The 23,162-nt window shown below is 68.2% G+C and carries 19 protein-coding genes and 3 pseudogenes; 5 read left to right on the top strand and 17 right to left on the bottom strand.

All coding sequences use genetic code 11. The features are described 5' to 3' along the window. Positions 1–9: 9 nt before the first annotated feature. The 8 genes and pseudogenes from ACZ4RZ_RS46715 to ACZ4RZ_RS46750 all read right to left on the bottom strand — a co-directional run. Positions 10–1,200 carry an NAD(P)/FAD-dependent oxidoreductase gene (locus ACZ4RZ_RS46715; protein ID WP_467753677.1) on the bottom strand — a complete coding sequence of 397 codons (1,191 nt, stop codon included), beginning with the start codon at positions 1,198–1,200 and terminating at the stop codon, positions 10–12. Between the two features lie 265 nt (positions 1,201–1,465). After that, positions 1,466–1,711 (bottom strand): annotated as a pseudogene (locus tag ACZ4RZ_RS46720) (ATP-binding protein); the annotation flags it as partial. A gap of 220 nt (positions 1,712–1,931) precedes the next feature. Further along, positions 1,932–3,308, bottom strand: a complete 1,377-nt coding sequence (locus tag ACZ4RZ_RS46725) for an IS1380 family transposase (protein ID WP_467753678.1) — start codon at positions 3,306–3,308, stop codon at positions 1,932–1,934. A 275-nt stretch (positions 3,309–3,583) separates the two neighbouring features. Next, the gene (locus ACZ4RZ_RS46730; protein WP_467753679.1) at positions 3,584–4,363 is read right to left on the bottom strand and encodes an SDR family oxidoreductase; all 780 of its coding nucleotides are present in this window, start codon (positions 4,361–4,363) and stop codon (positions 3,584–3,586) included. 1,135 nt (positions 4,364–5,498) lie between these two features. Further along, complete coding sequence (locus ACZ4RZ_RS46735) at positions 5,499–6,533, bottom strand: amidohydrolase family protein (protein ID WP_467753680.1); 1,035 nt, start codon at positions 6,531–6,533, stop codon at positions 5,499–5,501. After that, on the bottom strand, positions 6,530–6,691 hold the full coding sequence (locus ACZ4RZ_RS46740; RefSeq protein WP_467753682.1) for a hypothetical protein: 162 nt from the start codon (positions 6,689–6,691) through the stop codon (positions 6,530–6,532). The genes ACZ4RZ_RS46735 and ACZ4RZ_RS46740 overlap by 4 nt, the downstream gene beginning before the upstream one ends. Before the next feature lie 125 nt (positions 6,692–6,816). Further along, a complete protein-coding gene (locus ACZ4RZ_RS46745) occupies positions 6,817–7,770 on the bottom strand; it encodes a LysR family transcriptional regulator (RefSeq protein ID WP_467753683.1) in 954 nt (317 codons plus the stop codon). Positions 7,771–7,913: 143 nt separating this feature from the next. Beyond that, positions 7,914–8,089: pseudogene (locus tag ACZ4RZ_RS46750) on the bottom strand (IS701 family transposase); the annotation flags it as partial. Between the two features lie 177 nt (positions 8,090–8,266). Here ACZ4RZ_RS46750 and ACZ4RZ_RS46755 point away from each other — a divergent pair. Next, positions 8,267–8,479: an SDR family oxidoreductase gene (locus ACZ4RZ_RS46755; protein ID WP_467753684.1), complete on the top strand. Its 213-nt coding sequence runs from the start codon at positions 8,267–8,269 to the stop codon at positions 8,477–8,479. 676 nt (positions 8,480–9,155) lie between these two features. Here the strand turns inward: ACZ4RZ_RS46755 and ACZ4RZ_RS46760 are convergent. Next, positions 9,156–9,332, bottom strand: coding sequence for a hypothetical protein (locus ACZ4RZ_RS46760; RefSeq protein ID WP_272116132.1), 177 nt, complete (start codon positions 9,330–9,332; stop codon positions 9,156–9,158). A 236-nt stretch (positions 9,333–9,568) separates the two neighbouring features. Here ACZ4RZ_RS46760 and ACZ4RZ_RS46765 point away from each other — a divergent pair, with 236 nt between their 5' ends. Next, positions 9,569–11,269 (top strand): RICIN domain-containing protein, encoded by a 1,701-nt coding sequence (locus ACZ4RZ_RS46765; protein WP_467753685.1) that lies wholly within the window; start codon positions 9,569–9,571, stop codon positions 11,267–11,269. An 89-nt stretch (positions 11,270–11,358) separates the two neighbouring features. Here the strand turns inward: ACZ4RZ_RS46765 and ACZ4RZ_RS46770 are convergent, their stop codons facing one another. From ACZ4RZ_RS46770 to ACZ4RZ_RS46785, 4 genes are all read right to left on the bottom strand, one after another. Then, positions 11,359–13,791, bottom strand: a complete 2,433-nt coding sequence (locus ACZ4RZ_RS46770) for a non-reducing end alpha-L-arabinofuranosidase family hydrolase (RefSeq protein WP_467753686.1) — start codon at positions 13,789–13,791, stop codon at positions 11,359–11,361. Positions 13,792–13,919: 128 nt separating this feature from the next. Then, on the bottom strand, positions 13,920–14,705 hold the full coding sequence (locus ACZ4RZ_RS46775) for a hypothetical protein (RefSeq protein WP_101375662.1): 786 nt from the start codon (positions 14,703–14,705) through the stop codon (positions 13,920–13,922). Beyond that, the gene (locus tag ACZ4RZ_RS46780; RefSeq protein ID WP_467753687.1) at positions 14,702–15,235 is read right to left on the bottom strand and encodes a SigE family RNA polymerase sigma factor; all 534 of its coding nucleotides are present in this window, start codon (positions 15,233–15,235) and stop codon (positions 14,702–14,704) included. Before ACZ4RZ_RS46780 ends, ACZ4RZ_RS46775 begins: the two co-directional genes overlap by 4 nt. Positions 15,236–15,378: 143 nt before the next feature. Next, complete coding sequence (locus ACZ4RZ_RS46785) at positions 15,379–15,516, bottom strand: hypothetical protein (protein ID WP_180360973.1); 138 nt, start codon at positions 15,514–15,516, stop codon at positions 15,379–15,381. 1,257 nt (positions 15,517–16,773) lie between these two features. Here ACZ4RZ_RS46785 and ACZ4RZ_RS46790 point away from each other — a divergent pair. Beyond that, positions 16,774–17,286: a nuclear transport factor 2 family protein gene (locus ACZ4RZ_RS46790; RefSeq protein WP_467753689.1), complete on the top strand. Its 513-nt coding sequence runs from the start codon at positions 16,774–16,776 to the stop codon at positions 17,284–17,286. Between the two features lie 83 nt (positions 17,287–17,369). Here ACZ4RZ_RS46790 and ACZ4RZ_RS46795 read toward each other — a convergent pair. Both ACZ4RZ_RS46795 and ACZ4RZ_RS46800 read right to left on the bottom strand, forming a co-directional pair. Further along, a pseudogene (locus ACZ4RZ_RS46795) lies at positions 17,370–17,699 on the bottom strand (transposase); the annotation flags it as partial. A gap of 532 nt (positions 17,700–18,231) precedes the next feature. Further along, positions 18,232–18,966 carry a flavodoxin family protein gene (locus ACZ4RZ_RS46800; RefSeq protein WP_467753691.1) on the bottom strand — a complete coding sequence of 245 codons (735 nt, stop codon included), beginning with the start codon at positions 18,964–18,966 and terminating at the stop codon, positions 18,232–18,234. 144 nt (positions 18,967–19,110) lie between these two features. On the opposite strand from ACZ4RZ_RS46800, the gene ACZ4RZ_RS46805 reads away from it, so the two are divergent. Further along, complete coding sequence (locus tag ACZ4RZ_RS46805) at positions 19,111–20,007, top strand: LysR family transcriptional regulator (protein WP_467753696.1); 897 nt, start codon at positions 19,111–19,113, stop codon at positions 20,005–20,007. Between the two features lie 415 nt (positions 20,008–20,422). On the opposite strand, the gene ACZ4RZ_RS46810 is transcribed toward ACZ4RZ_RS46805, so the two are convergent. Then, positions 20,423–20,920: a MarR family winged helix-turn-helix transcriptional regulator gene (locus ACZ4RZ_RS46810; protein WP_467753692.1), complete on the bottom strand. Its 498-nt coding sequence runs from the start codon at positions 20,918–20,920 to the stop codon at positions 20,423–20,425. 119 nt (positions 20,921–21,039) lie between these two features. On the opposite strand from ACZ4RZ_RS46810, the gene ACZ4RZ_RS46815 reads away from it, so the two are divergent. Continuing rightward, a complete protein-coding gene (locus ACZ4RZ_RS46815) occupies positions 21,040–22,143 on the top strand; it encodes an ABC transporter substrate-binding protein (protein WP_467753694.1) in 1,104 nt (367 codons plus the stop codon). A gap of 410 nt (positions 22,144–22,553) precedes the next feature. Here ACZ4RZ_RS46815 and ACZ4RZ_RS46820 read toward each other — a convergent pair whose 3' ends face one another. Then, entirely contained in the window at positions 22,554–23,054 is a 501-nt protein-coding gene (locus ACZ4RZ_RS46820; protein WP_467753697.1) for an ISL3 family transposase, read from the bottom strand. Positions 23,055–23,162 lie beyond the last annotated feature (108 nt).

Genomic DNA, 23,162 nt, shown 5'->3' on the forward strand with positions numbered 1-23,162 from the left:
CGGAGCAGCCTATGCGGCGACCCTCACACCGGCCCGGTCAGGCGCGGTGGCCAGGCGGCGCTTGCGCTTCGGCATGCCGAAGGTCGGGTGGGCGATGCTCCACCCGGCCCCCTTGAGCACGCCCGACTTGAGCCACGCGGCGGTCCGGCCGCCCAGGTACCAGGACTTCGACCGGACTTCCTCGTCCACCATCTGGAAGATCGCGTCCCGCCGCCCGAGGCTGATGTGGTTGCCGTAGTACTTCAGCCCGGTGGTCGGGACCTCGCTGTCCGTCAGGCGCGCGATGATCGCGGCGGTCGCCTGCATGTTGGTGTAGCCGGCCGAGGCGCAGGACATCGGCAGCGGCCGGCCGTTCTCGCAGATCGCGTAGGCGCAGTCGCCGACGGCGTAGACGTCCGGGTGCGAGACCGAGCGCATGGTGCGGTCGACGACGATCTGGCCGGTCTCGGCGACCTCCAGGCCGCTGGCGGCCGCGATGGGGTGCACGGCGAACCCGGCCGACCACACGGTCACGTCGGCCGGGATGGACGTATCGTCGGCGGCGATCGCCCGTGTCGGCTCGACGGCTTCGATGCCGGTGTGCTCGTGGACGGTGATGCCGAGCCGGTCGAAGGCCTGGCGCAGGTGGCGGCGGGCCTTCGGGGAGAGCCAGGCGCCCAGCTCGCCGCGGGCGGCGAGCGCGACCGTGAGGTCGGGCCGGGACTCGGCGAACTCGGTGGCGGTCTCGATGCCGGTCAGCCCCTCACCGACGACCAGCACGGTGCCGCCCTCGCCCAGGCCGGCCAGGCGCTCGCGCAGACGCAGCGCCGAGGACCGGCCGGTCACATCGAAGGCGTACTCGGCCACGCCGGGGACGCCATGGTGGGCTACGGAGCTGCCGAGCGCGTAGAGAAGCGTGTCGTACGCGAGCTCGCCGTCGCCGTCCTCGCCGGTCACGGCGACGGTCCTGCGCTCGGGATCGACGCCGGTGACGCGCGCCAGGCGCAGCCGCACCCCGGTGCCCGCGAATACGTCGGTGAGCTTTCGGAACGCGAGGTCCTGGCCGATCGCGAGCTGGTGGAGCCGCATCCGCTCAACGAAGTCGGGCACGGCGTTGACGACGGTGATCTCGGTGTCGGCGGGGGAGAGCCGGCGGGCCAGGTTTCCGGCGGCGAAGGCCCCGGCGTATCCGGCGCCGAGTACGACGATGCGGTGCTTCATGGCGTTGCTCCTGTCTCGTTCGCGTGCCCCTTGAACGGGACGGCGCCCCGATTGCTGACAGGATCCGGGTGTGACGCGGGTCACCGAACTGAGATGAGCGGCTGAGCCTCTGACAAGCGCTTGGACCTGTCTGCGACTTTTCGGGGTGGATGACACCGCGGTGCTGGGCTGAGCTGGGCCCCTTGTTGAGCTTGTTCGCACTACTCGACACCGGAAGGTCGTTCTTTGTTGCCACCTGCGCATGTTTTCGGGTGGCGGGCGGACCTCAACTCTTGACGGCCTCTGCGATCTGCAGGCAGGCCTGGGCGGGCCTGAGGTGCGTGGTCTCGCCGACCTCGGCCTCGCCGTGCAGCCACGTGCGGGCCGCCTCGGCGTAGGGCTCAAGGTATTTGAGACGGAATGGGGAGGGGCCAGGAAGAGTATCCCCCTCGATGCGCCTGCGCAGGGTGTCTTGGCCAGCGTGGAGGACGAAGTGCCGTACTTGAATTGCATGTTGGGCGAGGCCCGTTGCGAAGATTCAGTTCAAGATTTCCGACGTTCAAGCATGGCTGAAGCAACAGAAGTTGGGCTAGCCTCGATCTTTCTTGAGGGTCCGCCGACGGAGTCGGTGGACCCTTTTGCCTTCCGGAGCTGATGCCGGGCAGGCCGGTGGCCCGGCTGTCGCGTCGGGTGGGCGCCGGGTTCCACTGCCCGGGGCGGGTGATGCTGTCGCAGGGACGGTGGGTTGCTGGTCAGCCGGGGTCGGGCAGGAGCGCGAGCCGTTCAAGGGCAGCGGTGATCTCGCCGGTCCAGGGCCAGTGCCGGGCGAGGCGGAGAATCCTGCGCCGACCGGTGGTGACGAGCTGGCCGGCTGCGGAGAACAGGCGGAACCGCAAGCGACGCGGTTCCCAGAGCCTCGCCCGGCCGGTCAGGGCGAGCATGGGCATCCATGCCAGTAGGTCGAGCGCGATCTGGACGATGTCCATCCAGACCCGGTTCTGGGCGGTGTCGTGCAGGGGCAGGTTGCGCAGGCCGGTGGCCCGGGCGGCCCGGATCCGGTCCTCGGCCCGTGCCCGGAGCCGGTGGCGCAGCTCGAGCTCGGCGATCGGCCGGCCGGTGGTGTTGGTCGCGAAGCACGTGATCCGCATGCCGTCCGCGTCCGTGATCCTCAACTGGGCGCCGGGATGGGGCCGTTCCTTGCGGACGATGAGCCGCATGCCCTTGGGCCAGCCGTCCAGGAGCGTGCCGGTGAGCTCGGCGGCCCAGGCCCCGTCCCGGGCCTCACCGTCGGCCTCGACGGCCGGGGTCCAGGCCGAGGCGGGGACCTTCAGCACATGTTCGTGGATCGCTTCGGTGACCGTCATACCGACCGAGTAGGACAGCCATCGGCCCCGCTTCGCGAGCCAGGACACGAAGTCGTGGGTGCCGCCGGCGGAGTCCGTGCGGATCAGCGTCTGCCGTCCTCGCCGGTAGCGCTTGGGCAGTTGGGCCAGGGCGAGTTGGGCGGTGGTGATGTGGTCGGCGGCGGTGTTGGAGCCCGCGTTTCCCGGTCTGAGGAGGGTGGCGACGGGCTCTCCGGTTACGCCCGGTCCGTGGTCGACGAAGGCCGTCAGCGGGTGATGGCCGTAGGTCTTCTTCCAGGTCGCGGCCGCGTCCTGCTTGTCGGAGTGGGCGAGCACGAGGACGCCGTCGAGGTCGACGGCGACCTGACCGTCGGCGTCCGGGGCGTTCTCGCCGGCCAACGACCAGGCACGATGACGGACTTCGGCGCGTGCGGACCGGACCGCCTGCAGGGCTTTCTCGCCGGATACGGCGAGGGCGTCGATCAGGCGGGAGACGGTCGGGTCGGAGGCGACCGGGCCGAAGACGGCCGGCTCACACCGCAGCATGGCGACGTCCGCGAGGCAGTCCCCGCCCAGTGCGACCGCCATGGCGACGTCCAGGAGGATCTTGCCGGGATCGTGGACGGCCCGCGGTTTGCGCCACGGAGCCAGAGCTGCGGATATCGCCTGGTCAAGGCCCGTCTTGCGGACCGCCTCCAGCAGCAGGACCGCACCGGCCTGCGAGACCACCTGCCGACCGTCTCCCTGGACACGGACACGTGGGTACGACGAGATAGGCTCTCTCACCTGGAAGTGCTCTTTTCCTTGCAGCCAACAGGACCCTCAGCAAGTCCTATCGTTGCAGGTCAATGGCACTTTCCGTGTTTCTGATCAACTCTTGGACAGCCCACCTCGTGAAAGCGCGAGGCTTGGGCATACAGGGCAATACACCTAGATCAATGCCCTCTCACAACTGCCGGGTGACACGTAGTCAGTTGTCATGGGGGTCCCCCGCCGTCGTTCGGACACGGTGCCGACCAGACTTCCCGGCTCACCATGGGGAGTTCATCCCGTCGGGGCGGTCAGTAGTAGATGGGACCGAGCTCACCACCGCTGGCGATGATCGGGTCGCCGTTGAGCGCGACGCTGCGCGGGCTGGCCAGAAACGCGATCACTGCGGCGACCTCGTCCGGCGTGACGATCCGGCCGATCGAGATCGCCGCGCTGAACTCGCGTTCGACCTCCTCCACAGTCAGCCCGCGGGACTCGGCGTTGGCCGCCAACGCCGTAGCCATGGTGTCGCTGCTGGTGGGGCCGGGGTGTACGACGGTGACGTTCACGCCACGTGGGCCCAGTTCGTCGGCGAGGTTCTTGGTCAGCGCGGCAACGGCGACATTGCGGATCGAGCCGGTTACCGAGCCGGTGCGCCGCGCGGCAGCGCCGCCGACGTTGATGATCCGGCCCCAGCCGCGCTCGACCATGCCGGGCGCGAACGCCCTCGCACAGCGCAGATAGCCCCGCACCTTGACGTTGATCTCCGCTTCCAACGCTGACTCCGCGATCACGCCGGGGTTGGTCATGGCCGCGTTGTTGACCAGGATGTCGACGCCGCCCAACTGCTCAATGGCGGCCGCGGCCATGGTCGCTACCGAGGCGTCGTCACCGGTGTCCGCGCCGATCCCGATCACGCGCGCCCCGGTGTCGGCGGCGAGCGCAGCGGCCTGCTCGACCGCCGCCTGCGCATTGCGGCCGACAAGTGCGACATCGGCACCTTCCTGGGCGAGAGCCCGGCCCACTGCCAGGCCAATGCCCCGGCTGCCACCGGTGACCACCGCGCGTTTGTCCTTCAGCCCCAAATCCATGGCATTCTCTCCTCATTTGATCACCTCTCATGCGAGGCGGTGGCGACAACCGAGTTCGCCGCGGGCGGCCCGGACGGTTTCCTGAGCACGCCTCAGGAGATGAGATCGGTACTGTCCTGTCAGCAGTGTGGGCAGTGGCATAGCGCCTGTAGCACCATGTCCCCATATCAGCGCCAGACCGCAGGGTCACGTTCTCCGAATCGCACCAGCTGTAGCCTCCGCGAGCCGTTCGGCCAGCAGACGATCGTGGGCCAGGACATAGAGTGCGAAACGGGTGTGTCCACGGGATGCACGGAAGGGCTCTTGCCGGCATCTCGCCGCGCCGGCAGCGAAGCGGATCATCGATCGTGAATCAAAAAAGTGCGGTCACTCAATGCGGAGCCGCCCGGCGATCACTCCCGTGCCGGCAACGCTCGGTTCGCCGTGTTCGGTACGAGGTCGTCGAGACACTCGTCTGGCCCGGTGCGCCCGACAGGTGGCCAGCTGCCAGCCACCGGGCGAGGTGTGGGCGCGAGGGGAAGCGGTCGAGTGCCGCCCCCGGTCGGGCTGGAGAGCCAGAGGCCCAAAGACGTCTCCGTGCCGAAGCGAACTGCGTGGCCGATCTCTTCCCGGCCACCGACGCCTCCGCAAGACCATGCCTGACCAGCGACTGTGCGGTTCTGCGCCATGCCCTGCGCGAGTACGAGAAGTTCTCCAACTCCCATCGTGCCCGCCAGGGCAAGCGTCAGCAGGTCCCACTGCGCCCGGTGCCCGCGCCCATCACCGATCCAGACCGAATTGCCCACCTGGAATACTCGGCACGACCGACTCGGCGGCGTCCGACGGAGTCTGGAGACTGGGCCGGCTGCTGGAGCAGATCTTCCGGAAGGCGGTCGAGCACAGGATGCACGGTTCGCGAGCTCGGTGCTGTGCACGGCCTGGAGCTTGTCACCGGCGATGTCGTCAGCCACGTCTGCTGCCTGGCGCTTACCGAGGATTGTGAACCAAGGAAGGAGCAAGGCGGGTACAGCCGGGCCGTGTCGACCGGGTGAGGCTCACTGGCCGGTGGAGAACGCCTGCTGGGCCGCCAGGTCGGGTACGGCGAGATCGACGTGCCGCACGTGCGTGACCAGGCGTGGAGCCACCGTGTCCGGCATCAGGGTTCCTTCCCGGGGAGCAGTCCCAGCTTCTGTGCGGTGCCGCCGGCGATCGCGGCGCGGTCGGCCGGGTCCAGTCCGGCGGCGTCGAGGCGGGCAAGCGGATCGGGCACGCCCATGTCGAACGGATGGTCGGAGCCGAGCACGACCTGGTCGGCGCCGACGGCGGCGACCAGCGCGCGCAGTGCCTGCGGGGTGTAGACGAGCGAGTCGAACCAGATCCGGCGCATGTACGCCGAGGGTGCTTCGGCGCACTGCCGGGCGTCGCTGCGCACCTGCCAGGCGTGGTCGGAGCGGCCGAGGTAGGTGGGCAGGTAGCCGCCGCCGTGCGCGGCGATCACCCGCAGGTTCGGGTGCCGGTCCAGGACCCCCGCGAAGATCAGGTGCGAGAGGGCGACGGCGTTCTCGACCGGTTGTCCGACCGTGTTGGCCAGGTAGAACCGGTCGAGTCGCTCGTCGAGCGAACAGCCGAGAGGGTGCAGGAACACCACAGCGGCAGTCTCGGCGGCCCGCGCCCAGAACGGGTCGAGCCGTGCGTCCGACAGCTCGACGCCGGGGGCGAACGAGGAGATCTCGACGCCCTTGAGACCGAGACCGAGAGCGTCGTCGAGAGCGGCGACGCACAGATCGGGATGCTGCAGCGGGACCAGTCCGAACCCCGCCAGCCGGTCGGGAGCCTGGGCGACGACGGCCGCCACACCGCGGTTCGCCGCTCGGCACACCTCGGTCGCAAGATCGGGGTGCGCCCAGTAGTGGTAGTGCGACGGGGACGGCGAAACGACCTGCACGTCCACGCCCGCCGCATCCATGTCAAAAAGGCGCCGCTCCACAGTCGTCAGCGCGGGCATGGCCGAGCGGACCATCTGCCCCGCAACTGTCATCGATTCCGCGCCGTGGCGCCGTGCCTCGAGCGCGTGGAGTTCGGCGAGCCCCGGCTCGTCGGCGACCAGCGCCTCAACCTCAGCGATGAAGCAGTGGGCGTGCACGTCGATCACGAGGTCCCTGCCCGGGGCGGGCGCCTGCGGGGTGTTCACGGCTGCTCCACGAGCAGGGAGTCCTGCCGTGGCGTGTGCACGGTCGGCCCGAGACAGGAGAGGTCCCGCCGGCCGGGACCCCAGTGGAGATCAACGACCAGCGCGGGACGTTCCACGTGACCGTCTACGACCGTGGCGAGAGCAAGAGGAGCAACCATGAGCGGTCCTTACTGTGACGCCCCCACTATCTGCCCGGCCGACCACATCAGGGAAGCTGAAAAGACTGATGCCCTATATAAGGCAGACGAATGTCGCGCGGGGATCACCGCGGCGGGCGGGAACGTCACGTCCGCCGGTCGAGGTGCCGGCTCGTCTCGGCGAGGACCGACCGCAGCCACGCGTGCCCCGGCTCGCGAGTTTGCAGCGGATGCCACCAGAGCGCCTGCACCACCGGCACCACGTCCCAGGGACATGCGAGCACCCGGAGTTGGTGACGGGCAGCCAGTATGTCGGCCAGGTGACGCTGAATGAGTCCGAGTCGACGGGTCCCGACGATATAGAACGGCAGGGCGAGGAAGCTCTCGACGACCGCCTGGACCCTGGGCTCGATTCCCAGTTGCTCCAGTTGCCGCACCGCGGAGAGGAAGCGGGTCGGTCCGTGGTGGGTGAGTACCCAGGGCAGCTCGGCGACGTCCGTCATGGTCAGGTCAGCACCGACGGCGTCGTTGTCCTGATCGACCACGCACACCCATTCGTCGGTGAACAAGTCGCTCGATGGCAGGTCGAACACGTATCCGCGTGGAACGATCATGCCGTCCATCCCGCGGAGCCAGTCGGTCGGGCTGTCCGTCACGGTGTTCGGGTGATTCTCGAACCGCAGCATGACACCGGGAGCCCGGTCCGCGAGCACCTGCGCGACCCGCGGACCGAGCACGGCCATGGCGTAGTCCGAGGCGTGCAGGGTGAAGGTCCGCGTGGATGTCGCCGGATCGAACACGGCCTCACTGGCGAACACGCGCTCGACCTCCTTCAGCGCGTGAGCCGTGCGGAGCCGCAGGGCCTGGGCGAGTGGGCTCAACTCGGACGTGTTGCCTGACCGGACGAGCAGCGGATCGTCGAAGTGTCGCCGCAACCGGGCGAGCGCGCCCGAGAGGGCGGGCTGGGACAAGCCGAGGCGAGCGGCGGCGCGCGTCACCGAACGCTCCTCCAGCAACACGTCGAGCGACACGAGGAGGTTCAGGTCCAGGTTCGACAGCTTCACGGCGGCCTCCGCCTCGCTCTCATTGATGTGAGACATCAGCGAATGCAGCCTAACTTTTCACAGGACTCCGTTGGGTCTGTCTCGATCTTGATGTGCTGTGTGTCCGGCTGGGCAGGGGCTGATGGCAGGTGGTGCAGGTGCCGGTCCAACACCTCAGGACGTCCTGTAGTGCGTCGAGGACTTGGTAGAGAGTGAGACCGGTTCGGGCGCCTTGGGGCCAGGCGTTGTTCGGTGAGGAAAGCGTGGGCGGCGGTCACGAGGGTGACGTGGTGGTGCCAGCCAGGCCAGGACCGGCCCTCGAAGTGGTCAGGCCCAGGCCGTGCTTGAGTTCGCGGACCCTCCGGCTCGGCCTCCACGACATGGAGTTCGGTGTCCGGGTGCGCGGCGGTCAGCCGTGCGAAGGCAGCGGGCAGCAGCAGCCGGCCACGGCTGGTGAACGTGGCGATGGTGAGCTTCGTCCGGCCCGTGTCGAGCCGCTCGACCTGCCGTCTGGCGTGCTCCCGTACACCCCGGCCCCACCAGCAGCGACACCATGGCTACGGCGTTGGCGGCCAACGCCGAGTCCCGCGGGCTGACTGTGGAGGAGGTCGAACGCGAGTTCAGCGCGGCGATCTCGATCGGCCGGATCGTCACGCCGGACGAGGTCGCCGCAGTGATCGCGTTTCTGGCCAGCCCGCGCAGCGTCGCGCTCAACGGCGACCCGATCATCGCCAGCGGTGGTGAGCTCGGTCCCATCTACTACTGACCGCCCCGACGGGATGAACTCCCCATGGTGAACCGGGAAGTCTGGCCGGCACCGTGTCCGAACGACGGCGGGGGACCCCGGCACGAACCGACGGCCAACAGGTTGAGAGACAAGCGCCGGGATACCGCGGCTCCTGGAGTCCTGGCAGTGGGGCAGGCGTCGGCGCGGGGCGCCCGGAGCCGAGCCGGTATTGCACCCGGCTGTCGGGCGGGGACCGGGTTGGTCACCCGTTGTGTGCGGGCATCCTTCTTCACTGGACGGAAAGTGCGCGCTGTGGCGCCAGCTACGGAGTTGCCCCGGCCAGGTCGGTCGCCCCGTGGCGGCCAGCAAGGGCGCTCGGCCCATGTGCCCTGCATAAGGCCAGCAACGGCGCTCCAATGTGCCCTGCCGCACAACCGTGGACTTCCGACGGTGCGGCGTGGCGGCGCGGCCTCGCGGGCCGGAAGCCTACTCCCGTGCCTTAGGGCACCTATCTAAAGTAGCGAGCCGTGCCACTCCCGTGCCAGAACGGAGGTGATCACGTGTCGGGTGTGCCGGGCACGGGACGGGGAGCCTCTACCCTCGCAAGCCGCACGCGACGCCGACAGCCCGGGACGCACTGCATGCGGCGCTGACCGACTGCCTCATGGCCGACGGCGAGAGCCTGCCGCCCACGGATCGTTCCCCGCCTGCGCACCTACGGCATCGACGACACCTCGATGACCACGCCGATCGCCTGGTCGATCACGGTGTACGAGCTGACTGTCTCCTGGAGCCGGCGACCAGCCGTTGCAGCTCGCTGATCTTTCGTGGACGGGCGGGCGGCGCCGCCTTCCTCCACGCCGTTGAGCTTCAGGGTGACCGTCCGGCCCACAGAAAAAAGTTCTGTGGATCTTCGCGGCAACCTTTTCGGCCTCTCTGACCACTCAGTGGTGTCCGGCCAAGTGGTCCGGTCACATGCAACAGCTGAAAGAGAGCACAGGCATGCCCCTGGAACGAGAGCGCAGACATGTCGGCGGACACCGTGCCGACGACGGTGCGCACAGTGGTCGTCCGAAGCATCGTGGTCGTCGGTTGCTCGCGCGTCGGGGCCTCTGGGGAGGTCTCGCCATGGTGATCGTGGCCGGCTCGGCTGTCGTGGTCAGCCAGGCTTCGGCGGACCAGAAAACCCTGGACCTGAAGAAGTGGTACGTGCTGGTCAACCACAACAGCGGCAAGGTGCTGGACGACCGCGGCTCCGCCAAGAACGACGGCGCGGCTGTGGTGCAGTGGGCGCGCCACGGCGGGGCCAACCAGCAGTGGCGGTTCATCGACTCGGGTGACGGTCACTACCGGCTGCAGAACCGGACCTCCGGCAAGGTGCTGGACGACCTCGGCTGGTCGAAGACCGCCGGCTCCGCCCTCGTGCAGTGGAAAGACCTGAACGGCAGCAATCAGCAGTTCAAGCTGGCCAAGTCGTCCAACGGCTACGTGCGTCTGGTCAATCGCTTCAGCGGCATGGCTGTCGGTGTCCACAAGGCCGTCAAGGCCAACGGGGGCAACGTTGTCCAGAACCGCGACCGGAGCAGCGCCGATCAGCAGTGGAAGCTCGTCGCGGTCGGGAACGTCAGCGGCGGCGGTACGCCCACCACGCCGAGCAGCAGCGCTCCCGCGAGCCCGACTCCGAGCGCCCCGCGCCCGTCGTCCTCGCCATCGTCCGCGTCTCCGTCGCCCACGAGCGGTGGCGGCAGCTCGGCGAAGAGTTTCCTGGGCAGTGACAAGGTGATCATCGGCGGCTCGATGACCGACGCCTCGGCGAACGCCGCGCCGTTCGACGCGCGCTACGCCTATGTGCACAGCCAGCCCGCGCCCTCGTCGGACTACTACACGGCAGCGAAGTGCAAGGACGGGTGGTCGAACTGGTGGGGCTGCTGGAACGGCAGCACCACGGCGCCCGGCACGTACGTGACCTGGCGGGACGAGGTGGCGTCCCAGGCGACGTACAAGGGCAGCTCGCGTCCGCAGAAGATGCTGTGGAGCTGGTACTCGTTGCGCGACCTCGGCGATGCGGCGGGCGAACCCGACGGTCCGGGTGAGGTCAAGGCCATCAACCGGGTCGACCTGCTCACCCGGTACCTGAACGACTACCGTTTCTTCCTCCAGAAGATCGGCACGTCGCACGACGCGATCGACATCGAGCCCGACTTCTGGGGCTACGTCCGGTCGCTCGGCGATCCGCACAAGATTGCCGCGCAGGTCTCGGCCGCAAATCCGAAGGATTGCGGATCACAGGAGAACAGCGCCGCCGGACTCTCCCGCTGCCTGATCTCGATGGCCCACAAGTACGCGCCGAACAGCGCCGCGGGGCTCCACCTCACCTGCTGGGACTGGCAGACCAACACCCAGCAATGCGTCAAGGACTACGCGAGCCTCGGGGCGCAGGACGGCGACATCCTGGTCGCCGACGTGTCGGACCGCGACGCGGGCTGGTACGCACAGTCGGCCCACGGCGGCCGTAACACCTTCTGGACCGACCAGACGGCCGCTGACACGATGAAGTGGTACAAGACGATGGCCGAGTCCGTGGGCAAGCCGGTGGTCCTGTGGCAGATCCCCGTGGGCAACATGGCGCAGAACAACACCTTCCAGCACTACAAGGACGACAAGGTCGACTGGTTCTTCTCACACATGGACCAGGTGGCGAACGCCCATGTCGCCGGCCTGTTCTTCGGTCCGGGGCAGCAGGAACAGACCACGGTCGAGTCCGACGGCGGAAACCTGATCAACAAGACGATCGCCTATCACAACTCGGGTGGTACAGCGCTTAAGTAGCGGTGCAGCACTCAAGCAGGTGAAGATGCCGAAAGGCGCCCCCCTTTCTTCGAGGGGGGCGCCTTTCGTCGTCTTCGTCGGGCTGAGGGTCAGCGCTTCAGGGTAAGGACACCCGGCCGGTACGGCAGCTTCGCGTAATCGATGCCGTCCGATGAGGGGTTCCTGCCCTGGTAGAGGAACTGCAGGTTGCAGGGGTCGATGGTCATGGTCTGGTCGGGGTTGTCGCGGACCAGGTCACCGTGGCTGATGTCGTTGGTCCAGGTGGCACCGCTGTTGGCCTTGCCCGCGAAGGGGCTGCTCTCGCTGCCGGCCTGCACGGCCCACGGGCCGTGCAGGCTGGAGGCCGTGAACGAGCGGAAGTAGCGCCCGTTCGCACCCATCGCCTCGACGATCATGAGGTACTGGTTCTGGCCCTGGACCTTGTAGACCTCCGGCGCCTCGAACAGCTTCGCCTTCGTGTCGCTCATGACCGTGGTGTACGAGGAGCCGAAGCTGCCCGGGAAGTTCCCGAGCGGCATGGTCGACTTGTAGATCTTGCCATTGTCATCGGCGAAGAACAGGTACATGTTCTGGTCGTCGGCGATCACGGTCGGGTCGATCGGGGCGCCCACGGGGAGGCTGCCGGTGAACAGCTCCTTCGGCGCGGACCAGCCATTGGGGTCGGTGGGGTCGCTGGACGTGCGGTAGCTGAAGGGCCAGGGGGTACCCCACCCGTTCGAGACCAGCACCCAGATCTTCTTGGGCGCGAAGTAGAACAGTTTGGGCGCCACCGCGGACCCGCTGATCTTGGTCTGGGTGGCCGTCGCCATGTCCGACCAGTTCGTGAACGGACGGAAGGTCATCGCGCCCCACGCCGATCCGGTGGAGGTGGTCGCGTAGACCAGGTGCTTGCCGTTGTACGTCACGGTGGTGAAGTCCTTCAGCGCGACCGACCCGTTCGCCGGCTCCGCCAGCGGGCCCGTCGAGGTCCACCGGTACGTCGACGGAAGAGCACAGGTGTCGCTCTTCGGCGCCGCGGTCGGCTGGAAGTTCCAGCGCTGGTTGGCGCCGCCCTTGGAGTCCCAGATCTGGACGGGAGTGCCGTTGGCGGTCCGACCGCCGGGGATCTCCAGCGCCCGGCCGCTGGCGACGTTGGTGAGCGTGTAGGAGCCGTCGCTGTTGTGGCGGGCCTTCCAGTGCTGGTGGGCGCCGCCGTTGGCGTCCCAGACCGTCATCCTCGTCCCGTTGGCCGTCCGGTTGGCCGGCTCGTCCATCACCCGGCCGCTGGCGACGTTGGTCAGCGTGTAGGAGCCGTCGCTGTTCCGGTTGGCCCGCCACTGCTGGTTGGAGGCTCCGCTGGCGTCCCACACCTGGAGCGGGGTGCCGTTGTCGTTCTGTCCCGCGGGCTCGTCGAGAACGCGTCCGGCGGCCGCGTTGGAGAGCGTGTAGACGGTGCCGGAGCTGATGCCCCCGGCCTGCGTGCCGCCGCTGCCGGTGCTGCCCAGGGCGGTGAGCACGGCGCTGTAGGCGGGCTTCTTGTTGCCGCCCGCGTCGAACAGCAGCGCGTTCTCACCGGTGCGCCAGGAGTCGCTGTCGCGGATGCCCCACACCGTGATGCCCGTGCAGCGAGCGACGTTCATGCACGCCTTGACGGCGTTGGTGTACGCGGTGGCGGACGCCTGGGCGATGTCGAGCTCGGTGATCTGCACGTCCACGCCAAGCGCGGCGAAGTTGGACAGGGTGGTCTGGAAGCTGGCCGGCGGGCCGCTCGCGCCGAAGTGGCTCTGGAAGCCGACGCAGTCGATGGGCACACCGCGGGACTTGAAGTCCTTGACCATCTTGTAGACGCCCTGGGTCTTGGCGTCCGACCAGTTCTCGATGTTGTAGTCGTTGTAGCAGAGCTTGGCGGAGGGGTCGGCGGTCCGGGCGGTGCGGAAGGCCTCCTCGATGAAGCCGTCGCCCAGCACGTCCTGGAACACGGAGCTGCGGTGCCGGCCGCTGCCGCCGTCGGCGAACGCCTCGTTGACCACGTCCCAGGCGTAGATCTTGCCCTTGTAGTGGGTCATCTCGGTGGTGATGTGGTTCTTCATCACCTTGCGCAGGGTTCCCGCGTCGGTGATGGACTTGACCCAGCCGGGCAGTTGGGAGTGCCAGACCAGGGTGTGGCCGCGCAGGCGCTGGCCGTGCGCGGAGGCGTGGCTGACGATCGAGTCGGCGGCGGCGAAGGTGAACGACCCGCGGGAGGGCTCGATGGCGTCCCACTTCATCTCGTTCTCCGGGGTGATCATCTTGAATTCCCGGTCGAGAATGCTGGTGTAGGCCGAGTCGCGGAGCTTGCTCGCGGGCACTGCCGTGCCGAGGTAGCGGCCGCTGCCGGCCGCCGCGTCGGCGGCCGTGGCCGGTGTGGCGGCCTCCGGCGTGCGTGCGGCCAGGGCGACCAGTGGTACGGCGGCGCCCGCAGCGGCGAGGACCACGGAGGCGGCGATCACGCGGGGGGTCGCCGGACGGCGACGATGAGAACGGTTCTTATCTGACAACGACATGTCCTTCTGCACAGCGGGGCTTGATCCGGTCCCGGTCACCCGCCAGTTGCCGCCACGCACACAAAGGTTGCCGCGATCGAGGCAAGCATTCTCACGGCCGGCGCCGTCGCCCTGCCGCACAGCGGCGTTCACCGCGTCGGGACGAACCCTCCCCGGACCGACGCGGAGCCGCCTGAACCCTGTGCGTCGACGCGGTAGCCGTCGGCCGCGGCACTGCGCACGCCGGGGCCGTTGTTGAACTGCGCGGCGAACTCATGGTTCCCGGCCGGCACGGTCAGGCCCGGCTTGAGGACCCAGCGGTAGACCAGCGCGCCGCCGGCCTCCTGGACGGTGACGGTGAAGTCACCATTCGGCAGGGTCTGCCAGGTGCCGGTGTTCTTCGCCCTGCCGGTCTGCACGATCCGGATCTCGACCGTGAGCGAGGTGAGCGGCTGGGTCGTCTTGAGGACGAGGTTGCTCTGCGTCCAGTAGACGGTGCTCTTCGGATCCAGCGAGCCGGCCGACCACAGCGGCCCGTTCTGGTTCTCGCCGGCGGTCGGCGAGGGACTGGTGGCCGGCGGAGTCGGGCGCGAGCTGCCCGGGGTGGTGACCGGGGGCGGCGCGACAGGGGTGGGGCGGGCCGATGTCGGGTGCGGGGAGCTGACGGTCGGGGACGGGGTGGCAGGCGTGGTCACGGTGGGCGACGGCGCCGGGGTCGCGACGATGGCGGCGACGGCGAGGCCGCCGGTCGTCAGGATGCCGCTGGCGGCGAGCCCGGCGAGGGCGACCCTGGTCCCGGACCGGGCGAACGGTCGGGCGCGGTGACGGACGGCGGGGCCGGCCATGCCGCGTTCCACCCGGGCCAGCATCCGCGCGCGGTCGGGCCGGTGGGCCTCGGCGGCCTCGCGCAGCCGACGGTCGATTTCCTCGTTCACCGGTTCCTCCTCCTCCCTGGCACCAGGTCCCCGGCCGCGTGTGCGCCCAGTAGCTTTTCCAGCTCGGCCATTCCCTTCGAGGTCTGGCTCTTCACCGTTCCGACCGATATGCCCAGCGCTGCCGCCGTCTCCTTCTCCGACAGGTCGAGGGCGTGTCGGAGCACCACGCAGGCGCGCTTGCGGAATGGCAGCCGGGCGAGCGCCGCGCGGACGTCCAGCACGGCCGCCATGTCGGGCCCCTCCACCTTCTCGGGGCTGCGGGACCAGAACAGTGTGATCCGGCGTCGCTCCCGCACCGTGCTGCGGATGCGCCCCCGCGCCAGGTTGGCCACCACACCGCGGGCGTAGGCGAGCGGGTGGTCGGCCTGCCGCAACCGGTCCCAGCGCTGCCACAGGGCGACCAGGGCATCCGCCGCGAGGTCGTCCGCCGCATCGGTCTCGCCGGTCAGTAGGTGTGCCAGACGGGCGAGCTCGGCATAGTGGCGTTCGAAGAATTCGTGGAACTCCGCGGACGCGTCATCGAGGACCATCCCCCGGTCGCCCTCTCCTTGCCATGATGTGCGCGTTAGTTGCGCGTTCAACAACGGGGAGCGCAGCCTAACAGTGCCCAGCCCGGGATGCGAACGGCGGTCGTGCATGGTTGCGGGGCGGTGCAGGCCGGCCGGCGGGCTGGTCAAGGCCGGGCGAACCGGACGCCGGTCGGCTGCGCGACGTCCGGCTGCACGGCGGCGACGAGCAGCGCCAAGGGAATGCCCGTGACCATTCCGCGCCTGCGCCACGGTTGCGGCGCGGCGTGCTTCGTTGCCCTCATGCCCGTCCATCCGGTAGTTCGAGTCGGCCTTCCGGCTCCTAGTTGCCGCAGAGGACGAGAAGGTTGCCGCCGCGTACTCCTCCAACGGCCTCGGCGCCGGCGGACACGGACGTCGCTCGGTCATCCTCGCCCCCGAAACTCGACACCCCACCGCAGTACGATCGACCCACTCAGCCGTCAACCCCACCTACCGACGAGTTCAACGAACTACCGGTAGGTATCGCGCTCTATGGGTTTGATTCGTACCGGAATGCTGATCGGTGGCCACGGAACATCACACAGTTTGCTCGCGGCGGGTCACGTACGTCGCACATCTGCAAGTCGTCGTTTCCGTCCAGATTCTGATCGAAAGACTGCACTGTCCAGGGAAATGACGGGTAATCAGTCTGATCGGAGGTCTGCTGCGGGTTCCGGCTGCAGGGAGCTTTGGATCTAGTGTCGAACTCCGGGCATCTCTTGCCTATTTCAGTGCTGTGTCCGTCAAGTCCCCCTGTATTAGGTGCACATGCGGACAGCGCCGTAACACCTGACCATCGACCGCGCCGAACAACCTGTGCCTATCGACGCCCTCGACAACTGCCCCGACCACCCCGTCGCCCTCACTCTCAGCCGCTGAAACGGGTCCGGCCCGCCGCTACGGGGGGAAGCGGCGGGCCAGATGACCGCTACGATCGCACATCCGCTGTCCCGGCATGCCGTCTCCTGCTGAAGTCGCCCCCGAGCTGGGGTAATTGCCTGACCGGTGACTCGCGTGGGCGTCTCAGGCGGGGCCGAGCCTGCTGAGGGCGGTGGTCCAACCGGTGACGATGGCCTTCTGTGTGGCGGAGAGCGTGACCGTGCCCTTGCAGACCACGGTGTGCAGCTTCGCCCCCACCGGATCCTTCGCGTTGTTGACCCGGAACCCTTCCGGTGGCCGGGCCGGCGGGCTCCACCCACAGGTTGCAGTAGTCGTTGGGGTCCCCGCCCAGTCTGCAGGCTGATGAGATGACATCCGGGGTTGCTGATGAGTGCCGCTGGTGTCGCTGGCGGGTGGCGGAGTACCGGCTTTGGGCCCGCTGAGTGGCCACTAGCTGGGGTTGTTCGCTCATGACGGTGACGCTGCTGACGATCGGCTCTGCCCGATTGCGGACAGGCTCCTACGGTTGCGGGCATGGCAGTTCGACAGCGGGTCACGGCGAACTGATCGCCCTGCGACGGCACTTGCAGGGATGAGGCGGCCGCCCTGCGGGCCATCTCAGCCGTCAGCAGCCTCTCGGAATGACGACGCTACAAGTTCTTGCCGCTCGCCTGGACCGAGTCGAGGCCGAACTCGCACTGCACCGGCTGGCTCACGACTACTGCGTGGGTGCCGACCACCGCGACCCAGTCCGCTGGGAGGCAATTTGGACAGCGGACGCCGTGTGGGAGACCAGCTCGGACCAGATATTCACGGGGATCGAAGCCATCCGCGCCGCGGGGGTCGAGCAGCAGTGGCAGGCATTCCCGATCATGCAGCATGCCACCGCCAACCACACGGTGGAAATCGACGGCGCTGCCGCAACCGGTCGATCTGACGTCGTGGTCCTGGCCCAACTCCGCGATCACCGCTCGATTGCCGGTGGGGGTACCTACGAGGACGAGTACCGGTGCGAGGGAGGGATCTGGCGCATGGCGCGGCGCCGGGTAGTACGTCCCTTCGACCTTGCGCCTTTGGCACCGAGTGACGGACCCGTCTATGTCGACGAACCAGTCCGGGTCAATGCTGGCGGTGCTGATGAGCCGCATCGGTAGAAGGCGTTCGTCAGCGGCATACCGCTGACGAACGGGCCAGGACAATCAATCCTTCACAGCGCTGCGGCCCCGGATAACTGGCCCTAACAAAGCCTCTGGACGTGTCGGTGGGTGATCAGGCAGACCGCGAGGCCGAGGAAGGCCTCATGGATGTCGTCGCGTCGTTCCCAGCGGATCCGTAGGCGGCGGAAGCCGCGCAGCCAGGAGATCGTCCGCTCGACGACCCACCGGAAGGTGCCGACTCCCGTGCCGTGCGGCTGGCCACGCTCGGCGATCGCGGGCCGGATACCGCGCTGCCGCAGGAGCCGGCGGTACTTGTCGTGGTCGTAGCCGCGATCGGCGAAGAGCATGTCGGGCCTCCTGCGCGGGCGGCCGACGACACCCGCGACCGCTGGGATCTTGTCCAGCAGGGGCTGTCGGCGTACGTCCGAACACGGCCAGAGAGGTACAGACATACGTCCCCACCCGAAGAGGGTCACGTGCAGGCCGGCGAGCCGGGGCCGCCCGATCTCTGAGGGTGCGTGACAGGACGGCCAATCAAGGGCGCCCTTCGGGCGTCGCTGAGCGATGGGGCGTTGCCCCACCCTGGACAGTCCGCCCTGTCACGAGGCTGGCTGGCTATCGGCCGGCCCCTGCCTTGTGGCGACCACGCAGTTGGCCACGTTCGCGTGTACCTGGCTGGGGAGAAAGGCCCGGCCAGCAGGGCCCTGACCCGCGCGGTCGCCCATTTCGGGTCGGTGCGGACCTTGCCGAGTACGCGCCAGTTCAGGGCGCAGGTCCTTCCAGAGCCCGCCGGTGGCTGTTTCCGGCATGGTGTCCGCCCCTTTCCGGCGTCGATGTCCGCGAGTGAACCCCGATGGTAGGCGTGCGTCTTTCCCGATATGGACCTCACAGTTGCCTGTCCTGGACGCCGACGCCGACGCCGGTGCGGGGCGATCTGCGAGGTCAGGCGCCGGTCAGCGCTGCCGGTGCGTGGTCCGTCTCCCGGAGGGAGGCCGACAGAGCGCGGGCCTCGTGTTCGGTCATCCGGGAGGTGTCGTACGGCACGGCGTTGACCCAACGCTGAGTCAGCCGGGCGATCCGCTCGCCGTACCGCTCCGCGGTGATCAGGTCGCCGCGCGATCCGGCGTGCTCCGGCCCCTGGTCGGCGTGGCTCTGGCTCATCAGACCCAGCCACGAGCCCAGCCGGTTCACATCGTTGCGGGCGCCACCGCTCCAGTTGTTGCCCGGCATGTCGCCCACGCCGATCCACTGCATGCCCATCTGCGCGGCGAAGACCGCCAGTTGCTCCAGGACCGCCAGCTTGTCGCCGCTCTGCGAGGCGGACATGGTGAACGCTCCGGCCAGCTTGTCCTTCCACGCCTGCGTCGTGAACGGCGTGAACGCTGCCTCCATGAACGCCTTGAACACCGCCGACACGCTGCCCATCAGCGTCGGGCAGCCGAGGACGATCGCATCGGAGCGCTCGAGCAGCCCCAGCACCTCCGCATCGTGCCACCGCCCCGCGGTGACGTCCTCGGGCCGGATCTCGACGAGGTGCACCCGGGCGCCCGGCACCAGCCGCGCCCCGTCGGCGAGGTGCTCGGCCAGGACCCGGGTGTGCCCGTGCACCGAGTGGTAGACCACCGTCACCGTGATCACCGGCGCATCGTGCTCACGGTCAACATCATTGACTGTCATGTGCTCTTCACTACTTCCCGTCGTGGGGAAATCCCTGCTTGCCCAGCCATCACAACCTGCGTACGGCGCGGCATCAACGCCGAACTTCGGCACGCAGCGATCGGTCACACCGATCGATCGCGTTAGCCTGGTCCCGTGGACAGGATGGAACTGGAAGCATTCGTCGCGGTCGCGGAAGAGCTCCACTTCGGCCGCGCCGCCGCGCGCCTGCACCGAGGGCAGCCCACAGTCAGCGACGCCGTCAGGCGGCTGGAGAACACCCTGGGCGGGCGGCTGTTCCACCGCACCAGCCGCCGGGTGTCACTGACCGAGCTCGGCGAAGCGCTGCTGCCCGACGCCCACGCCATCCTGGCCCAGCTGCGCCGCTTCCAGCAGCGCGGACGCTCCCTGGCCACCGGCGACCGGACCCGCACCACCCTCGTCGTCGCCCACGCCGAATACACCGGCCACCAGCTGCTGTTGCGCTGCCTGCCGCAACTGCGCGACCGTTTCCCCGACGTGACGATCGTGCCGGAGGCCATGCCGACCACAGCCCAGCTCACCGCCCTGCGTGCGGAGACGATCGGGCTGGGCATCGGCTGGGCGACCGGCGACGTCACCGGCGTACGCGCGAGGGTGCTGTCCACCGAAAGGTTCATGGCGCTCGTACCCGCGGCCCACCCCCTCGCCGGGCACGCCGAGCTGAGCGCGTCCGAACTGTCCACCACCGGCCTGCTTACCTGGCCCCACCAGATCAACAGCGGTCTCTGCGACCGTCTCCTGTCCGCCTTCCACATCGGCGGAGCCGACCTGCGCATCATCAGAACCGCCGACAGCGTGCACGCCATCGCCGCTCATGTCGCCGCAGGAACGGGCATCGGCATCACCGTCGAATCCGCACTCGACCACCAGCCACCCGGCCTGCGCATCATCCCCCTCACCGGCCCTTCGACCACCGCCGATCAGGTCGTCCTCACCCCCACCGAGCCGTCGGACACCGCCACGGCACTGCGCGACCTGCTGCTGCACGCCTCGGCAGAGGCGCCCTCCACCGATCACTGAGCGCTCATTGGAACGTGCGGTGTGGCTCAGCGGTGGGTGAGTTCCGCCGCGTAGGCGGCTCCGTAACCCTGATTGTCTCGTAGACACTGGTCCGCGGTGGTCTGGTGGAATCCGATGTCCTTCCCATCGCTCCAATCGTCAACTCGGCGAACCTATGCGGTCACAGCACTAGCGACAGCACTTGTCGATGAGTTCTGGCAGCGGTCGAGGGTCAGCCGGCCTTGAGATGTTGATGAGTTTTGACAGCGCTTGTTAATCGGCGCCACCGGACCCAGGACGCAAGTGAACACCTCTCGGCAGGTCGAAGGACGACGACCGTGGCGCAGCCAGTCGGCCAGCGCAGCGCCGACGTCGGACGGCAGCGGCATGTGAGCGCTCCAGGATCGCCTTCTCCCAGTCGGCAGACCGGTGCGCGCTATCTGCGCCGCCAAGGGAGCTCAGCCTGATAGTCGTCCTCGTGGGTGAGACCCTTGATGATGGCCTCGCCGATCTCTGCGAACTGGCGGACCTGGTCAGGCGTGAGGTGGTCGAACATCGCCCGGCGCGCCGCCGCGATGTGACCGGGGGCTGCGGCGGCGAGGACGGCGAAGCCTTCGTCGGTGAGCACTGCGAGTTGGCCGCGCTGGTCCGTCGGGTCGTCGGTGCGTCTCGCCCAGCCGCGTTTTTCCAGCGCCGATAGTGCGTGCGAGAGCCGGCTGCGGGTGACCTTCAGGTGCTCGGCGAGGTCGCTCATCCGCAGCGACCGGTCGGGGGCCACGGACAACCGGCTGAGCAGGTTGTACGTCGCGTGTGACAGGCCGGCGGCCCGTTGCAGCTGCCGCTCCAGGTAGTCGCCCAGCAGCGTTGAGAGGTCGATGTATGCCAGCCAGGCACGCATCTCCTCCTCGGAGAGCCAGGGGGTGTCGCTCACCACACCAGCATATCCAAGGTTTGTACTCTCAAACAAATCGGGCTATCGTCGACCCGGATGTTTGAGAGCTCAAACTCTTGGGAGGTGTCATGAGGTTCACCAGGAAGGCCGGGACCGCGCTGGTGGCGGCCGTCGTGGCGGTGGGGGCAGGCGCGAGCTACGCCGTCGCCGATGCGAGCACGAAGGCAACGGCTGGCGCGTCGGGCGAGCAGGCAAAGTTGCAGGCGCTCTACCGCCAGGCTGAGGCCGATGGCGGCGAAGTGACCGTCTACATGGGCGGCGACAAGCCGGGACAGTGGGATTTCATCGCCAAGGCGTTCGCCGCGCAGTTCCCCGGCGTCAAAATCCATCTGGTCACCGATCTGAGCAAGATCCACGACGCTCGGATCGACAACCAGATCGCCACCCACGACCAAGTGGCTGACGTGGCCGTGCTGCAGACCGTGCAGGACTTCGACCGCTGGAAGAGCGCCGGCCAGTTGCTGAAGTACCGGCCCATCGGCTCGGACGAGGTCTTCGACAACGCCAAGGACTCGCAGGGCTACTGGACCGGCGTGTTCTACGGCGCTTTCGCCGACATGGTGAACACCAAGGCGGCCGGGTCGGATCCGTCGGCGTTCACCGCGGCCGATCTACTGAAGCCGGAGTTCAAGAAGAAGCTGATCTTCACGTACCCGAACGATGACGACGCCGTCCTTTACGACTTCAAGCTGACCGTCGACAAGTACGGTTGGACCTGGCTGCGTTCCCTGGTCGCACAGAACCCCGCGTTCGTGCGCGGCACGCCGTTTTCGGCCGGACCCGTGGCGGCCGGGGACTACCTGGCGACGCTCGGCACGGCGGGCGATCCGACGCCGAACGCGACCATGATCTTCCCGGCGAACGACCCGTTCAACAGCTGGGTGCAGCACGGTGCGATCTTCAAGAACGCTCCGCACAAGGCCGCCGCGAAGCTGTTCCTGAGCTGGCTGACGTCGCGGACGGCCCAGCAACAGCTGATCGCTCCGTGGACCTGGTCGGTGCGCAAGGACGTCGCCCCACCGGCCGGGCTGCGGCCGCTGGCCACGTATCACCAGACCGATGTGGCCGGGTTTCAGGCGTTCATGAGCGACCGGGACGCGGTGGAGCGGTTCCGCTCGCAGGTGCAGCTCTACGTCGGCCAGGTCGTCGGTCCGGACCCGGCCGACCCGACCAACACCCTCGGCTTGACTCCCGGCAAGTTCTGACCGGACCCGGTTCCGGGTGGGCGCCGACCACAGGGCTGGCGCCCATCGCCGTAGCGGGCCCACGTAGAGTGAACTCTTTAGCCGCCGGGGTAGCAGGTCGGCGCCGATCTCGCTCGGGACGGGTGAGTTCACCATGGACTATGCCGAGCCGCCGCACGATCGCGAGCCTGTGACTACGATCGCGTGGCGGCTTGCGCACCTGATCGATGTGTTCGGGATCCCGAGGAGTCCGACGCCATCGTCGTCCCCTGAATGCGGTTAGCGCATCCACGCTGCCACCGCAAGAGGAAGACCGCTGTCAAAACTCGCGAACACAGTCACCCCGATGCAGCGGGTGCTGCCGATCCTGATCGACAAACGCTGCCAGAACTCAGGCTCTGGTCCACTTCGTGTGGTCGCGTGACTCTCGGTTACGCCAACAGGACCCGTTTGCGCAGGAGCTCGAATCCTGCGCGGCCGAACATCTGGCGCTTGAGCATCTTGATCCGGTTGACATGACCCTCCACGACGCCGGAGTTCCAGGGCAGTGTGAGGCCCGCGGTGACGGCGTCGAGGTCGCGTTCGAGGTGTTGGGCGAAGCTCCGGAGGCTGGGCAGTTCGGTGGTGGAGGTAGCCGCTTCGATCCAGGTCGGCAACTGGTCGCCCTGGAGGTGGGCGACCATGTGCCCGAAGGAGCGCACGTGCTCGGCAAGTGCCTTCAGCTCGGGGCAAGTGGCCAGGACGGCTTTGAGGTGGAGCCGGTCGCCTTCGGGTAGGGCGTCGGGGTGGGTGAGGATCCAGCGCGTAACGGCCCGGGCTGACGGCGGGCGGGGGCCGACCGGTTGGGGTTTGCCGCGAAGCGTGCTGCTGACGTAGGCGCGGACACTGGCGTAGCCGCGGGGATAGCCTTGTTCCCTGATCTCCTCCCACAGTTTCCAGGCGTTGGTGCAGCCTTCCTGCCAACGCTGATCGAGGTAGACATCTCACGATGCCAAGTCGTCAAGCTGCTGCGGTCAGTTCGAGGGGGAAGGCGATGTGTT

It is taken from the genome of Streptomyces sp. NPDC027189, assembly GCF_055566975.1.

What these genes read in the sequence shown, in the direction of transcription:
- ACZ4RZ_RS46765 (WP_467753685.1), top strand. Translation starts at nt 9,569, where the DNA reads ATGGTGATCGTGGCCGGCTCGGCTGTCGTGGTCAGCCAGGCTTCGGCG.
- ACZ4RZ_RS46785 (WP_180360973.1), bottom strand. Translation starts at nt 15,516, where the DNA reads ATGAGGGCAACGAAGCACGCCGCGCCGCAACCGTGGCGCAGGCGCGGA.
- ACZ4RZ_RS46740 (WP_467753682.1), bottom strand. Translation starts at nt 6,691, where the DNA reads ATGGTTGCTCCTCTTGCTCTCGCCACGGTCGTAGACGGTCACGTGGAA.
- ACZ4RZ_RS46755 (WP_467753684.1), top strand. Translation starts at nt 8,267, where the DNA reads ATGGCTACGGCGTTGGCGGCCAACGCCGAGTCCCGCGGGCTGACTGTG.
- ACZ4RZ_RS46780 (WP_467753687.1), bottom strand. Translation starts at nt 15,235, where the DNA reads ATGGTCCTCGATGACGCGTCCGCGGAGTTCCACGAATTCTTCGAACGC.
- ACZ4RZ_RS46805 (WP_467753696.1), top strand. Translation starts at nt 19,111, where the DNA reads ATGGAACTGGAAGCATTCGTCGCGGTCGCGGAAGAGCTCCACTTCGGC.
- ACZ4RZ_RS46770 (WP_467753686.1), bottom strand. Translation starts at nt 13,791, where the DNA reads ATGTCGTTGTCAGATAAGAACCGTTCTCATCGTCGCCGTCCGGCGACC.
- ACZ4RZ_RS46730 (WP_467753679.1), bottom strand. Translation starts at nt 4,363, where the DNA reads ATGGATTTGGGGCTGAAGGACAAACGCGCGGTGGTCACCGGTGGCAGC.
- ACZ4RZ_RS46745 (WP_467753683.1), bottom strand. Translation starts at nt 7,770, where the DNA reads ATGTCTCACATCAATGAGAGCGAGGCGGAGGCCGCCGTGAAGCTGTCG.
- ACZ4RZ_RS46715 (WP_467753677.1), bottom strand. Translation starts at nt 1,200, where the DNA reads ATGAAGCACCGCATCGTCGTACTCGGCGCCGGATACGCCGGGGCCTTC.
- ACZ4RZ_RS46800 (WP_467753691.1), bottom strand. Translation starts at nt 18,966, where the DNA reads ATGACAGTCAATGATGTTGACCGTGAGCACGATGCGCCGGTGATCACG.
- ACZ4RZ_RS46790 (WP_467753689.1), top strand. Translation starts at nt 16,774, where the DNA reads ATGACGACGCTACAAGTTCTTGCCGCTCGCCTGGACCGAGTCGAGGCC.